General features: G+C 72.7%; 10 protein-coding genes. 6 read left to right on the top strand and 4 right to left on the bottom strand.

The features are described from left to right. Positions 1-276 precede the first annotated feature (276 nt). A complete protein-coding gene (locus OG226_RS40095) occupies positions 277-870 on the top strand; it encodes a hypothetical protein (protein WP_329351687.1) in 594 nt (197 codons plus the stop codon). A 53-nt stretch (positions 871-923) separates the two neighbouring features. Here OG226_RS40095 and OG226_RS40090 read toward each other — a convergent pair whose 3' ends face one another. The 4 genes from OG226_RS40090 to OG226_RS40075 form a co-directional block, all read right to left on the bottom strand. Continuing rightward, complete coding sequence (locus OG226_RS40090; RefSeq protein ID WP_329351686.1) at positions 924-5,786, bottom strand: hypothetical protein; 4,863 nt, start codon at positions 5,784-5,786, stop codon at positions 924-926. Between the two features lie 69 nt (positions 5,787-5,855). After that, entirely contained in the window at positions 5,856-6,734 is an 879-nt protein-coding gene (locus tag OG226_RS40085; RefSeq protein WP_328684612.1) for a hypothetical protein, read from the bottom strand. A gap of 112 nt (positions 6,735-6,846) precedes the next feature. Continuing rightward, a complete protein-coding gene (locus OG226_RS40080; RefSeq protein WP_328684611.1) occupies positions 6,847-8,373 on the bottom strand; it encodes a hypothetical protein in 1,527 nt (508 codons plus the stop codon). A 100-nt stretch (positions 8,374-8,473) separates the two neighbouring features. Then, positions 8,474-9,181, bottom strand: a complete 708-nt coding sequence (locus OG226_RS40075) for a GntR family transcriptional regulator (RefSeq protein WP_328684610.1) — start codon at positions 9,179-9,181, stop codon at positions 8,474-8,476. A gap of 168 nt (positions 9,182-9,349) precedes the next feature. Here OG226_RS40075 and OG226_RS40070 point away from each other — a divergent pair, with 168 nt between their 5' ends. From OG226_RS40070 to OG226_RS40050, 5 genes are read left to right on the top strand one after another with little or no spacing between them, the layout of a single operon-like run. Beyond that, positions 9,350-10,669 carry an MFS transporter gene (locus OG226_RS40070; protein WP_328684609.1) on the top strand — a complete coding sequence of 440 codons (1,320 nt, stop codon included), beginning with the start codon at positions 9,350-9,352 and terminating at the stop codon, positions 10,667-10,669. Further along, positions 10,666-11,487 carry a putative hydro-lyase gene (locus OG226_RS40065; RefSeq protein ID WP_328684608.1) on the top strand — a complete coding sequence of 274 codons (822 nt, stop codon included), beginning with the start codon at positions 10,666-10,668 and terminating at the stop codon, positions 11,485-11,487. The genes OG226_RS40070 and OG226_RS40065 overlap by 4 nt, the downstream gene beginning before the upstream one ends. A 24-nt stretch (positions 11,488-11,511) precedes the next feature. Continuing rightward, positions 11,512-12,264: a LamB/YcsF family protein gene (locus OG226_RS40060; protein WP_329353650.1), complete on the top strand. Its 753-nt coding sequence runs from the start codon at positions 11,512-11,514 to the stop codon at positions 12,262-12,264. Continuing rightward, positions 12,261-12,878, top strand: a complete 618-nt coding sequence (locus OG226_RS40055; RefSeq protein ID WP_328684606.1) for a 5-oxoprolinase subunit B family protein — start codon at positions 12,261-12,263, stop codon at positions 12,876-12,878. Before OG226_RS40060 ends, OG226_RS40055 begins: the two co-directional genes overlap by 4 nt. Beyond that, positions 12,875-13,744: a biotin-dependent carboxyltransferase family protein gene (locus OG226_RS40050; RefSeq protein WP_329351685.1), complete on the top strand. Its 870-nt coding sequence runs from the start codon at positions 12,875-12,877 to the stop codon at positions 13,742-13,744. Before OG226_RS40055 ends, OG226_RS40050 begins: the two co-directional genes overlap by 4 nt. Position 13,745 lies beyond the last annotated feature (1 nt).

Raw genomic sequence — 13,745 nt, 5'->3', positions numbered from 1 at the left:
GTCGGGTCATTGCGGGAGATTGACGCCCCTGTATCCCCGGGATCGCCATACCCATCCGATCGGTCCACTTGGTCAGTTGGCCGGAATTTTTCGTTCGTTGGGAATCTTCGCGGCATGTTGCACGTCTTTCTCTACGGGACATGGGGGCGGAACCGGCCACACGAGCCGCATCCGCAACCGTGCGGCGTAAAACAGCGCAAGCCGGGCACCCACTGGGGAGTCGGAGTCTTCGGACTCCGGGGCGAGTGGTGTACCGGCGGTGGGGAGGACACGTTGATGGGCACGGCGGAGCGGCAAGTGGCGCTTGAGGACGGCGTGGCGGCGCGGTCGACGGCGCAGCGGCGCCGCGAGGCACCGAATCGCGACATTCCGGCAGACGGTGGTACGACGAGGGACGGCGGCGAGGCCCGGAGGGACTCGGGCGCGCCCACGGCAGGGGAGCCGCGTTCGGCTCGCGCGGCAGCGCAACAGCAGGAGCACTATCGCCCGTTGTGGATCGAGGAGCCCGCGCGTCGGCGCCGGCTGCCCGATCCGGTGCGTACGGCGGCGGTGCGGGCGGTGATCATCATTTCCGTGACACTGATGCAGGCGACGGTGGCCTTCCTGTGCACGCTGGCCGGGTCCTGGCTGGCGTTCCCGATGGTGATCAGCAGCGTGGTCAGCACGGTGGTGGCCACCTGGGGCGCCCTCGACATCTGGGTGACCCGCCAGATGTGGAACCAGCGCAACGGCGTGGTCTCGGAGCCCAGCAGCACGGCGAGGGCCCTCCGCCGCGAGCGGCGTCGGGCCCAGCGCCAGGCGCGGTCCAGCGAGCGTGCCCAGGAGCGGATAGCCCGCAAGAGCGGCGCCGGGCAGCTGTCACACTCCTGAGGCTTGTCAACGGACGGATTCGTCCACGGACGGTTCGTCCCCGGGCAGTTCTCCTACGGAGCGGTCGGCGCCGGACGCTTGAACATCCGGGTCGCCGTGATCTCGCTGTGCACCGACTCGCCTTCTCCGGCGGGAGCCTGCTGCGGCAGGCCCGGCCGGAGGTGCTCCTCCACGCTGATGTACTTCAGGCCCGCCCGCAGGTCGGCATCGTTGCGCAGCCGGATCACCAGCGGGAACTCGGCCAGCGCCGTCGTGTCGAACAGGCCGGTGGTGTACAGGAGTTGGACACCGAGCGCGTCGGACACGGCGCGCTGCAGCTCCAGCAGATAGGTCGCGTTGGCCCGCCCGATGGGGTTGTCGAGGAAGAGCGTGCCGGCGTGCCGGTGTTTGTCGCGGCCCCGGTCGTTCGAGCGCAGCGCGGCCATCGTGCAGTACAGGGCGATGGCGGCGGTGAGCAGCTGACCGCCGGAGAACACATCGCCCATCTGCCCGACGGGCACGCGCTCGGCGCGCAGGACGGCGTCCGGCTTGAGGATCTCGACGGCGACACCCTTGGGTTCAAGCGCGGCGCCAACTCCCCTCAGCAGCAGGGACATTCCGTCGCGCCGCATGTCGGAGTTCTTCTTCACGGCTGCCCGGGTCGCCTCGTCGACGACCACACCGAGCCGCTCGGCGAGCGTGGCCTGGTCGGGCTCCTCGAAGCGGATCCGCAGGAACTCCTGCCCCGACCACTCGCCGAGCCCCTCCGGCAGCCGGGACAGCCGTTGCGCGGACCGCAGGGTCGCCAGCGCCGACTCGACGAGCCCGCGGAGCCGGTCCACGATCGAGTCGCGGTTGCGCTCCAACTGCGCCAACTCGTCGGTGAGGACCCGGAGTCGGGGCGCGAAGGCGTCGGCCCACTTCTGCGCGTGCTCCGGCAGCGCGGACGCGGGCAGCTCCCGGATCTGCTGCCGCGCGGGGGTCCGTACCTGCTCGTAGCGTGTGGAGTTGGCGTGCCGCACGAGCACATCGCTCGCCTCGCGTACGGCGCCCTCGGCGGCGGACAGGTCGGCGGAGCAGCCGCGCAGCGAGCGGCGGGCCTCGGCGGCGGAGTGCCGGGCCTCCTCCACGCTGCCGGGGTACGGCTCGGGCTCCTCCTGCTCCTCGTCCGAGGAGTGCTCGCGCATCAGGTCCCGGAGCATCGCGGCGGTCTCGTCGAAACCGCCGGCCCCGTCCTCGGCGGCGCGGTGGGCGTCGAGGAGTTCGGCATGCGCCTCGCGGGCCTGGCCCAACGCGTCGGTGCGGGAGCCGAGTTCGGCCGTCGCCGTGCGCAGCAGGGCCTGGGCGTGCTCGGCGTCGCGCGGGAGCAGTTCCTCGGCCAGCTCGGTGTGTGCCTCGCCGTCCTCGGGCGCGTGCCGCTCGGTCTCGCCGCGTAGCCGCCCGAGCTGCTCGCTCGCGGTCGACACCCGGGTCTCCAGCAGTTGCACCAGCTCCTCGGCACGCGCCGCGGCGGCCTGCCGGGACGGGACGTCGGAGCCGTCGGGTGACTCCAACAGCTGCGCCGCGCGCGTGCGGACCTTGTTGCTGAGCCGGTCCAACTCGGCGATCGCCGCGCTCTCGTCGCTCTCGGCCCGCGCCTGCTCGGCCCGCAGATCGGCGCCGACGCCGACCTTCTCGTAGAGCTGTGAGGCGGCCCGGTAGGCCTCGCGGAGGGCGGCCAGCGCGGGCTTGGGGGCGTCCGGGTCGTCGTCCGGTAGGTCGTCGGGGGCGCCCGCGATCTCGGAGCGCTCGGCGCGCAGCGCACGGGCCGTGCGGCGGGCGTCGTCGGCGGCGCGCTGGGCGGCGCGGCGGTCCTCGTCGGCGGCGCGGGCGCGCTCCAGGCAGGACTGGGCGCGGCCCTCCGACTCGGCTGCCTCGTCGGCGAGTTCACGCAGTTTGACCTGCCAGCCGGCTCGTTCCCGCAGCCGAAAGGCGAGTCCGGCGAGGGCGTCGGCGGCGCGCCGGGCCTTCTGTGCGGCCTCCTGCCGCTCGTCGCGCACCTGGGCCGCCTCGGCGGCGGTCTCGTCGGCCTCGGCCCGCACGGTCCGTGCCTCGGCGAGTTCGGCCTCGGCCTCCTCGGCGAACGCGCGCGTGTCCCGGGCGGCCTGCGCCAGCTCGACCAGCCGCCCGCTCGGACAGCCGGCGCGCCAGGACGCGAGCCGCGCCGCCAGTTCCCGGTCCTTGCCGAGCCGCGCGGCGAGCGTACGGATCTCCTCGTCCCGCTGCCCCGCCCGCGCGCGCAGCGTCTGTCGCTCCTCGTCGGCGGCGTGCTCGTCGTGCATGGCCGGGTTCGGCGGTACGAGGAAGACGTCGCTGGTCTGCGCGTCGGGTGCCGGAGTCGGGGCGAGCAGGGCGGCGGCCGTACCGACCGCTACGGCGGACCGGGGCAGCAGGGCCGCGTCGTTGAGCGCCTCGCGGGCACGCGCGTGCGTGGCCGGGTCGGTGATGATCACGCCGTCGACCAGCTCGGGCCGGGCGGCGAGCACGCGCGCGTGGTCGGTGGGGTCGACGGCCTGGGCGAGGTAACGCCAGCCGGGCAGCGCGGGGATGCCGTGCTCGCCGAGGTACTCCACGGTGGCCAGCACGTCCGGGCCGGGCGGCAGCAGCCCGCCGTCGCCGAGCGCCCCGAGGATCCGGGAGTCGTCGGCCGCGGCGGTGCGCAGGTCGAAGAGGTTCCGCTCCGCGGAGGAGACTCCGTCGTCGAGCAGCTCGCGCAACTCGTCGGCGAAGCGGTCGAGTTCCTCGGGGGTGAGGGGGCCTTCGGCGAGGGGGCGGGCGGGCTTGGCGATTCCGAGTCGGGCGACCGAGGAAGCGTTGGCGGCGGAACGGCCGCTCGCGGCAGGGCCGTTGGCCGAGGCGGTGTCGGCCGAGGCACCGCTCCGCGCGTCCGACTCGGCACCGTAGCCGGCAGCACCCGAGCCAGCGCCCGCGGCACCTACGTCCCCGGCGTCGCCCGCTCCCGTAACAGCCCCGTCACCAGTGCGCTCGCCGCCCGCACCACGCGGCACCGGCACACCACCACTGCCGCCTGCGGCACCAGCGGCAGAGCCGGCACCAGGCAGGCTGAGCAGCTCCGCGAGCCGCTCCTCCCCCGCCAGCCCCTCGGCGAGGCGCCGCTCCGCGTCGTGGGTCCGCTCGGCGGCGGTGGCCGCGTCGGACGCGCGAGCCGCCGTCAACTCCGCGCGGGACTCGGCGGAAGCCGCTTCGCGGGCGTGCTCGGAGGCGCGGCGCGATGCCTCGCGCGCGGTGTCCCAGGAGGCCACGGCGGTCTTCTCGGCGTCGCTCGCGGCGAGGGCCGCGCGGGCCGGGTCGGCGTCGGGGGCGCTGTTGTCGAGCCAGCCCGCGCGCACCGCCTCGGCGGTCTCCTGCTCGACCTCGGACAGGCGCTGACGCAGATGCCCGACCTCGCTGCGGGCGCGCTGCGCCTCGGTGGCGGCGGAGGTCGCGTCCCGGTGCGAGGTCTCGCCGACCTCCTGGAGCGCGGCGGAGCGCTCCTCGCCCTCGTTGGCGAGGTTCTCGGCGCTCTCGGCAGCCGAGTGCAGGGCCCGTACGAGATCGACGGCGGCCTTGGCGCGGGCGGCGAGCGCCGGTGCCGCGTCCCGCTCGGCCTCGCGGATCGCGACGGCCACGCGCGCGGAGCGGTCGGCGGCGGCGCGGTGCCGCAGGACCGCCTCGGCGGCCTGCCAGGCGGCGTGCAGGGTGCGGGCGTCGGCCAGTTCGCGCTTCTGCGCGGCGGCGGACTTCTCCATGGTGGCGAGCGCCAACGAGGCGTGCCGGTAGGCGAGTTCGGCGGCGATCAGCGCGCTGCGCTCCCGCGCGCCCTCGGCGTGCGTGACGGCGTACGCGGCGGCGGTGACCCGCTGGGCGAGGTCGGCGGCCCGCACCCGCTCCTGGGCGCCCCGCGCGGACAGCCGTCGGGCCAGGGTGCGGGTACGGCGCTCGGCGCCGGCGTGGATGTCACGCGCGCGTGCCCGTGCCTCGGCGGCCTCGACGATCCGGCCGAGCAGGTCCACGGAACCCGCCGTGAAGTCCCGCTCGGCGATCAGCTCCGCCCGTCGCCCCAGCTTGTTGCCGAAGCCGCCGACCAGGTCGGCGAGACCGTCGGTGTCCCGGGTGTCGGTGACCGCGCGGAGCAGCAGGTCGGTGAAGTCGGAGTCCTTCTTGACCGCGAAGAGACCGGCGGCCTCGCCCTCGTCGGCGTTCATCTCCCGCTGGTAGCGGAAGAGTTCGGGGTCCAGGCCGAGGTCGCCGAGGTGCTCGATCCAGCGGTCGTGGATCTCCTCCCAGTGCACTTCGAGGTGCGGATACGCCTTGCCCGCCTCGGTGATGGCGTCCCGGAAGCCCTTCATGGTGCGGCGACGGCCCTGTGCGCCGGACGCGCCCTCGACGGGCGGTCGTACGGAAGTGGCCTCGGCGACCGGGAGGTTGTCCAGGCTCAGCCCCGGCCCGGGCCGGAACGAGTACCAGGCCTCGGCGAACTTCCGCGGGTCGTTGGAGACTTGACGCCCCCGCCACTCGCTGACCTTGCCGACCACCACGCACTCGCCGGTCAGCGTGTGCTGCCACTCCAGGGCGACATGGCCGCAGTCGTCCGCGAGGAGGAACTTGCGCAGCACACCGGAGCTCGCGCCGCCAAGGGTGTTGCGATGTCCCGGCAGCATCACGGAGAAGATCAGCTTGAGCAGGACGGACTTGCCGCCGCCGTTCTCCAGGAAGAGCACACCGGCGGGCGCGGGGCGGCGCGGCGGGCCGACGGGCTCGTCCTCGAAGAACTCCGCCTGGGTGGGCGCGGGGTCGGGCACGGGCTGGCCCACGCCTCGCAGGTCAAGCACGGTGTCGGCATAGCGCGCACCGGCGGGCCCGATGGAGTAGAGGCGGACCCGGGACAGCTCGTACATGGCGGACTCTCGTCGTAAGTCTTCGGCAGGTGGGGGGGGGAGTTGAGGAACCTCAGCAGCTGAGGAATCTCAGGAGTGGAACGGCAGCCCGGCGTCGGCCACCAGCTCCAGGTCCTCGGTGTCCTCGGCGGGCATCAGGCTCGCGGTGCCGTCGGTGACCGGGACGACGCCCAGCTCCAGCAGCTCGGCCATGGCGGCACTTCCGGCCATGTCACGCACCTGGAGCTGGTAGCGGGCGGTCGTGCGATAGGTCCCGCCGTTGTCGTCACCGGTGCGCTGCAGGAACCCGGAGTCGGTGAGGAAGGCGGCCGCCTTGCCGACGATGCCGGTGGTCGAACCGGCCAGTCTCCGGGCGTCCTTGGTGGCTCCGGTCGCGCTGCGTCTGACCCAGATCCGCCAGGCCGCCTCCAGACCGGGCGCGTCGGTGGCCGGATCGGTGTTCATGCCCTGCTCGTCGGCCCGCTCCTCCAGCCGCCGGCAGGCCTGCCGTACGAAGGCGTCGACCCCGTTGACCGTGACGCGCCCGATGTACCCGTCGTCGGCAAGATCCTCGGGTCGCGGAAACGCCATGGCGGCAACGGCAAGATGGGCAAGCCCGTGCAGGAACCGGTCCCCGGAGTCGGCGGCCGTACGACGCGCGTAGTCCCCCATGCGGACGGCGAACACCGAGTCCTCAGCGGCAGTTACGGCCATCCCCGCGCGCGGGGACACCTCCAGGACGACCAGCCCCAGCCCAGCGGCGACGGCGTCGGCGAGCCGAGCGAACGGCGAGTCCTCCCGGTAGCGACGCAGCAGTTCCGCGTACTCCTGATCCCGCGCGGGCTGCAGTTTCGGCTGCAGCCCGAACGCCACGAGGCGAGCCGCGTCGGCGGCATCGGCGGGCGTGATCGCAGCACTCACCGCCGGGGCGGCAGCCTCCGGCTCACTCCATTCGCCCTGCTCACTCACGACGACAACTCCTTGGACTCAATAACGAGGGTGAGGTCAAGCGCCCCGAAAGGGGCGCGGGGAACGGCGCGACCAGCCACAACGGACCCGCACCCGCAAACCGACGGAACCATCACGCCGCATCACTCCGTCCCGCAGCCATCCCCGCCGCGTCCAACAGGGCCATCCCCACAATGAGATCGGCCCCGCCGAACTCGGGATCATCCAGCTCGGTCCCGTCGTCCACGGCGAACAGCAGCTTCTCCTCCCCCTGCCGATACGCCGTCCCGAACGGTGGACTCGCCGCGTGCACGGCCAACAGGGCGACGAGATAAGGCAGTTCCCTGTCCCGATCGCGCGCATCCGCCAGCAGCCCCGACAACCTCCGAGGCGCATCCGCGGGCAGGTCAAGCAACTCCATGGCCGCAGCCAGCTGTTCCTCACTGAACCGGCTGTCGTCCGGCGTGGCGATGAGGTCCGGCTCAGGCATCTCCGCACCGAGATGCTCCCGCTCAGCGGGCGGGGTGAGCAGTATGTCGACCAGATCCCCCACCCGAACGGACACCGGCGTACGCAGCCCGGTCCCCCGAGCGAAGAACGCGTCGGTGACCCGGATCGCCTGCTCCAACGGCAACGGCAGAACGGGCGAGACGAGATGCCCGTAGAGGTCGATCCCCGAGGTCGTCATCGGCGTGGCGAATGCCTGCCGATCCTGCTCGGCACGGAACAGCGGCCCGGCCTCCAGCAGACGCGACTGAAGCTGCGTGTGCCGCCGGATGCAGTCCTTGACGATGTCGACCAACTCGGCCGCCCGCCGCTTCTGTTCGGCGTCCTCGGACTCGTCACGGGCCTTGCGGATATTGGTCAGGATCGCGTTCTCGTGGCGGTACCGATCGGCAACGTGATCGAGGGCCTCGGCGATCATGTCCGGCACGGAGTTGAGCCAGTCCACCGCACGCACGTTGCGCCGCGTGGCGTCCAACGCGCGCCGGAGCGTCTCCGAGTACTGCACGGTCCGGTACCGGGCCTGCTCCGCGGCGAGCTGCGCGTCGGCGAGCCGCCCCCGGCTGATCAGCACCTCCAGCTTCACCTCGGCGGCGATCTGCGCACTGGTGACGTCGGTGTCGAGCGCGCCCACCAGGACGTTGACGGCCTCGTCGGTCGTCCGGAGGTACACGCTGCCGCCGTAGCCGGGGACCTCTTCGATCAGCTTGAAGTCGTAGTCGCGGCGCACATACGTGCCGTCCTGGGCGAACGTGCCGTAGACCGTGCGGAAGCCGCGGTCGACGCTGCCGACGTTGATCAGGTTCTCCAGGACCCAGCGGGCCACGCGCTCGTGCTCGACGACGGGGCGCTGCGGGGCCTGGGCGGCGATGCGCGGGATGAGCCTGGCCACTATCTGGTCGTGGTCCGCGCCGGTGTCGAAGTCCATGTTGAGGGTGACCAGGTCGATGGCGGCGAGGGCGACTTCGGCCATGCCGTAGACCGAGTACTCGCCGGCCAGATTGGCCTTGCGTGCGTCGAGGTCGTGCAGCGGCGCCGTGCAGGCGAGCGCGCGCAGTCGCCGCGCCAGTCCCTCGTCGGCGGCCGGGCCCGGGGCGGGGCGCGGCCCCGCGCTGAACTGGGGCGGAACGCTGTCCGTCGATGCAGGCGAAGTCACGGTGCACAGCCTAGGTCCTCGGTCTGACAACGACCCAAACGACGCAGAAGCGACTACCGCCTCAGCAGTGTGTGCGAGCCGGTCGAGCGCCGTGCCGTCCTCAGCCGACCGCGGTGCCGTCCTCGCCGACCCGGTTCCGGTAGGCGTCGACGACCCGTTCGAGCGAGTCGTCGAGGTAGACCGCGAGCAGCTTCTCGGCCTCGACGGGGTCGTTCGCCTGCAGTGCCTGGAGGATCAGGCGGTTGCGCTGGAGGTACGGCTCGTGGAGGGCCTTCGGGTCGTCCACGAGGTGGAAGGCGAGCCGGAGTTCGGCGAAGACGCTGCGCATCAGCTCGTCGGTGCGGGCGCTGCCGGCGAGGGCGACCAGTTCCCGGTGGAAGTGGATGTTGGCCGTACCCACGCCTTTCCAGTCATCTTCGACGGAGGCCAACTGCCCCTCGGTGACGGCCGAGGCGAGCATTTCGAGGGCGTACGGCGGTTCGCCCAGTCCGCGGACGACGGCGCACTCGACGAGGCGTCGGGTGCGGTAGATGTCCTCGACGTCCTCGACGGACAGGACCCGGACGAAGACGCCCCGGTTCAACTCGTGGACGAGCAGGCGCTCATGGGTGAGCAGCCGGAACGCCTCGCGGAGTGTGTTGCGCGACACACCGAGCGCCCCGCCGATGCTGTCCTCCGACAGCCGGGTGCCCGGCGGGAAATAGCCGTCCGCGATGCGGCTCCTGAGGATGTCCGAGACGCGTTCCGCGGTGCTCGTACGGCCCAGGAGGGCGCGGTCGTCGGCCAGTCCCGCCAGCTGTTCTGCCATGCCCGGAATTCAACCGCAGATACAAGAACGAAACAACATGGGTATTGAAGGATCGTTCAACGATCCTCTACCTTTCTCGACAAGCGCCACCGCTCACCCCGGCGCCGACGGCTTCCGCACAGCCCTGCTCACTCCCAGCACCCTCCGTCCTCCTTCTGCGAGGTGCCCATGAGCACGACCCCTCCACCTCAGGCCCTGAACACCGGAACACATCCCGACGGGGATGAACTGACCGTCGACGACGGTGCGTTGGCCTGGCTGCGGGCGCTCGGTCCGAACGGCCGCCGTGCCTTCGCCGGCGCGTTCGGCGGCTACGCCCTGGACTCCTACGACTACTTCACGCTGCCGCTGAGCATGGTCGCGCTGGCCGCGTACTTCGGCCTGGACAGCGGCCAGACCGGCCTGTTCACCACGGTCACGCTGGTCGTCTCGGCGGTCGGCGGCGCCGTGGCGGGTGTTTTCGCCGACCGGGTCGGCCGTGTCAAGGCCCTGATGATCACGGTGATCACCTACGCCGTCTTCACGGTGGCCTGCGGCTTCGCGCCCAACTACGAGACCCTGCTGGTGTTCCGCGCCCTCCAGGGCCTCGGTTTCGGCGGCGAATGGGCGGTCGGCGCGATCCTGGTCGCCGAGTACGCGAGCGCCAAGCACCGCGGCCGTACGCTCGGCGCGGTCCAGAGTTCCTGGGCGGTGGGCTGGGCGCTGGCCGCGGTCGTCTACACGCTGGTCTTCTCGTTCCTCGGCGACGACCTCGCCTGGCGGGTGATGTTCTGGACCGGCGCGCTGCCCGCGCTGCTGGTGCTCTGGGTGCGGCGCCGGGTGCACGACGCCCCGGAGGCGACGGCCGCCCGCGAGCAGAACCCCCAGAAGGGCTCGTTCGCGGCGATCTTCAAACCGGGCACGGCCGAGTCCCCGGGCCTGCTGCGCACGACGGTCTTCGCGGGTCTGCTCTCCACCGGCGTCCAGGGCGGCTACTACACCCTCGCCACCTGGGTTCCGACGTACCTCAAGACGGAGCGCGGCCTGTCGGTCGTGGGCACCGGCGCCTATCTGACCTTCCTGATCTCCGGGGCGTTCCTGGGCTATCTGACCGGCGGTTACCTCACCGACGTGCTGGGCCGCAAGCGCAACATCTGGCTCTTCGCGCTGCTCTCGGCGATCTGCGTCCTGGCGTACACGCACATCCCCATCGGCTCCAACACCCTTCTCCTGGTGCTCGGTTTCCCGCTCGGGTTCTGCATGTCGGCGATCTTCAGCGGCTTCGGCTCGTATCTGAGCGAGCTGTATCCGACGGCGGTGCGCGGCACGGGGCAGGGCTTCACGTACAACACCGGCCGCGCGGTGGGCGCCGTCTTCCCGACCCTGGTGGGCTTCCTGGCCGACAGTTGGGGTGTGGGCGGAGCGCTCGTCTTCGGGGCCATCGGTTACGGCATCGCGGCACTGGCGCTCCTCGGACTGCCGGAGACGCGTGGAAAGGAACTGGCGTGAACCGCACGGAGGACCGCCCCCTGACCCTCGTCGACGAGCACGCGCACGCGTGGAGCCCGCGTTCCGCCCGGGCCCGCTTCCGGGCCGGGCTGACGGGCCCCACGGCCGGGGTCGCGGCGGGCCACACCCAGGTCAACCTGATCTCCGTGCCCGCCGACTGGGCCTACGACATGCTGCTGTTCTGCCAGCGCAACCCGAAGCCCTGTCCGGTGCTCGACGTCACGGACGCGGGCTCCTGGGAGACGGTTCTCGCGGACGGCGCGGACCTGCGCACCGATCTGCCGCGCTACCGGGTGTGGCGGGACGGCGAGTTGGCGGACGAGCCGACGGACGTGCGGGCGTACTGGCGCGACGACCTGGTGTCGTTCCTGATCGGCTGCAGCTTCACCTTCGAGTGGTCGCTGAGCGGGGCGGGCGTCCCGATCCGGCACATCGAGCAGGGCCGCAACGTCCCGATGTACGTGACCGGGCGCCCGTGCCGCCCGGCGGGACGGCTGCACGGCCCGATGGTGGTGTCGATGCGCCCGGTGCCGCCGGAGCACCTGGCGACGGCGATCCGGGAGACCGCGCTGCTCCCGGCGGTGCACGGCAGCCCCGTACACTGCGGCGATCCTTCGGGACTCGGCATCGAGGACCTCGGCCGGCCGGACTTCGGTGATCCGGTGGACGCCGCGCCGGACGACATCCCGGTGTTCTGGGCCTGCGGAGTGACCCCGCAGGCCGCGGTGATGGCGTCCCGCCCGCCGTTCGCGATCACGCACGCGCCGGGCCAGATGTTCGTCACCGACGCCCGCGACGAGCAGTACCGCGTCGCCTGACCCGTCGCCCGACCAGGAGAGATGATGATCGATCTGAACGCCGACCTCGGCGAGGGCTTCGGCCGCTGGCATCTCACCGACGACGAACAGCTGTTGTCCGTCGTCACGAGCGCCAATGTGGCCTGCGGCTTCCACGCCGGGGACCCGGTCACCATGCGGCGGGTGTGCGAGCTGGCGGCCGAGCGCGGGGTACGGGTCGGCGCGCAGGTGTCCTACCGGGACCTGGCGGGGTTCGGGCGGCGCGCGATGGACGTGCCGTCCGCCGAACTGGCGGCCGAAGTGGCGTACCAGATCGGCGCCCTGGAGGTGTTCGCCCGCGCGGCGGGCACGCGCGTGTCGTACGTCAAGCCCCACGGGGCGCTCTACAACCGGATCGTGCACGACCGGGAGCAGGCCGCCGCGGTGATCGAGGGCGTGCTCCTGGCCGACACCTCGCTGCCCGTGCTCGGGCTGCCCGGCTCGGCCGTGCTCGACCTGGCCGCGAAGGCCGGGCTACCGGCCGTCACGGAGGCGTTCGCGGACCGCGCCTACACCGACGAGGGCACGCTCGTGCCGCGTGGCCGGGACGGCGCGGTGGTCACCGACCCCGAGGCCGTCGTGGAGCGCTCGCTGAGCCTGGCCCGCGACGGGACGGTCGACGCGCTCTCCGGGGCCCGCATCGAGGTACGGGCCCGCTCCCTGTGCCTGCACGGGGACACGCCCGGCGCGGTCGACCTGGCCCGCAGGGTCCGCGCGCGGCTCCTGGAGTCGGGTGTCCGGGTGGAGGCCTTCGTATGAGGGCGTTGCCCGTCGGCGACAGTGCGCTGCTCGTCGAGGTCGCCTCCGGGGAGGAGGCCCAGGCCGTCCACGCGGAGCTGCTGCGCCGCCGCGCGGAGGGCCTGCTCACCGTCCGCGAGATCGTCCCCGCCGCCCGCACGGTCCTCCTCGACGGCCTCGACGACCCGGCCCGCCTGGCCTCCGAACTCACGACCTCCGACGTACCCCCCGCTCCCCCACGCGCGGGTGAGGTGATCGAACTCCCGGTGCGCTACGACGGCCCGGACCTCGCCGACGTCGCCGCGCTCTGGGACGTCCCCGAGCGGGAGGTGGCCCGCATCCACGCGGCCACCGAATTCCGCGTCGCCTTCTGTGGATTCGCCCCCGGCTTCGGCTACCTCACCGGCCTCCCGGCGCGCTACGACGTCCCCCGCCGGGCCACCCCGCGCACGGCCGTCCACGCCGGTGCCGTGGGCCTGGCGGGCCCGTACACCGGCGTGTACCCGCGTGCCTCGCCCGGCGGCTGGCAGCTGATCGGCACGACGGACGCGGTCCTGTGGGACACCGCACGCGAGCCGGCCGCGCTGCTGTCGCCGGGCACGCGCGTGCGCTTCGTCCCGGTGGCGGACGTATGACGGACCGTGCGGTCGCCGTCGTACGGGCCGGGGCGCTGACGACGGTGCAGGACCTGGGACGGCCCGGACACGCGCACCTGGGGGTGCCGCGTTCCGGGGCGCTCGACGGGCCCGCGGCGGCCCTCGTCAACCGGCTGGTCGGCAATCCACCCGAAGCCGCCGTCCTGGAGACGACCCTCAACGGCTGTTCCGTACGGCCTCGTTCAACGATCCTCGTGGCCGTCGGGGGCGCCCCCTGCCCGGTCTCGGTGGACGGACGGCCGGTCGCCTGGGGAGCGCCCGTGCACGTGCCCGCAGGGGCGCTCCTGGACATCGGAACGGCCGTCTCCGGAGTACGCGCCTACGTCGCCTTCGCCGGTGGGGTCGGCGTCGAGCCGGTGCTGGGCAGCCGTTCCACGGACCTGATGTCCGGGCTCGGCCCGGCGCCGCTCACGAACGGCGCCATACTGCCGCTGGGTTCCCCGATGACCCGCCACGCGTGCGTGGACGTCGCTCCGCAGCCGGCTCCCCCGACCGAACTCGTCCTGCGGGTGACCCTGGGGCCCCGCGACGACTGGTTCACCCCGGAGGCGGTACGCACGTTCACGTCACGCGCGTACCGGGTGTCCTCGGCGAGCAACCGCATCGGGCTGCGTACCGAGGGGCCCGCCCTGGAACGGGCCCTTATCGGTGAACTCCCCAGCGAGGGCATGGTCCTCGGTGCCGTCCAGGTCCCCCCGGACGGCCACCCGGTGGTGTTCCTGGCCGACCATCCGACCACCGGCGGCTATCCGGTGATCGCCGTCGTCCGCCCCTCGGACCTCCCGGCGACCGCGCAGGCGGTGCCCGGCACCCCGGTCCGTTTCGTGGCCGTACGGCGCCGCTGAG

It is taken from the genome of Streptomyces sp. NBC_01261 (assembly GCF_036226385.1).
Lineage (GTDB): Bacteria > Actinomycetota > Actinomycetes > Streptomycetales > Streptomycetaceae > Streptomyces.
The sequence above is the reverse complement of the archived record's forward strand: the minus strand, read 5'-3'. Positions and strand labels throughout refer to the sequence as shown.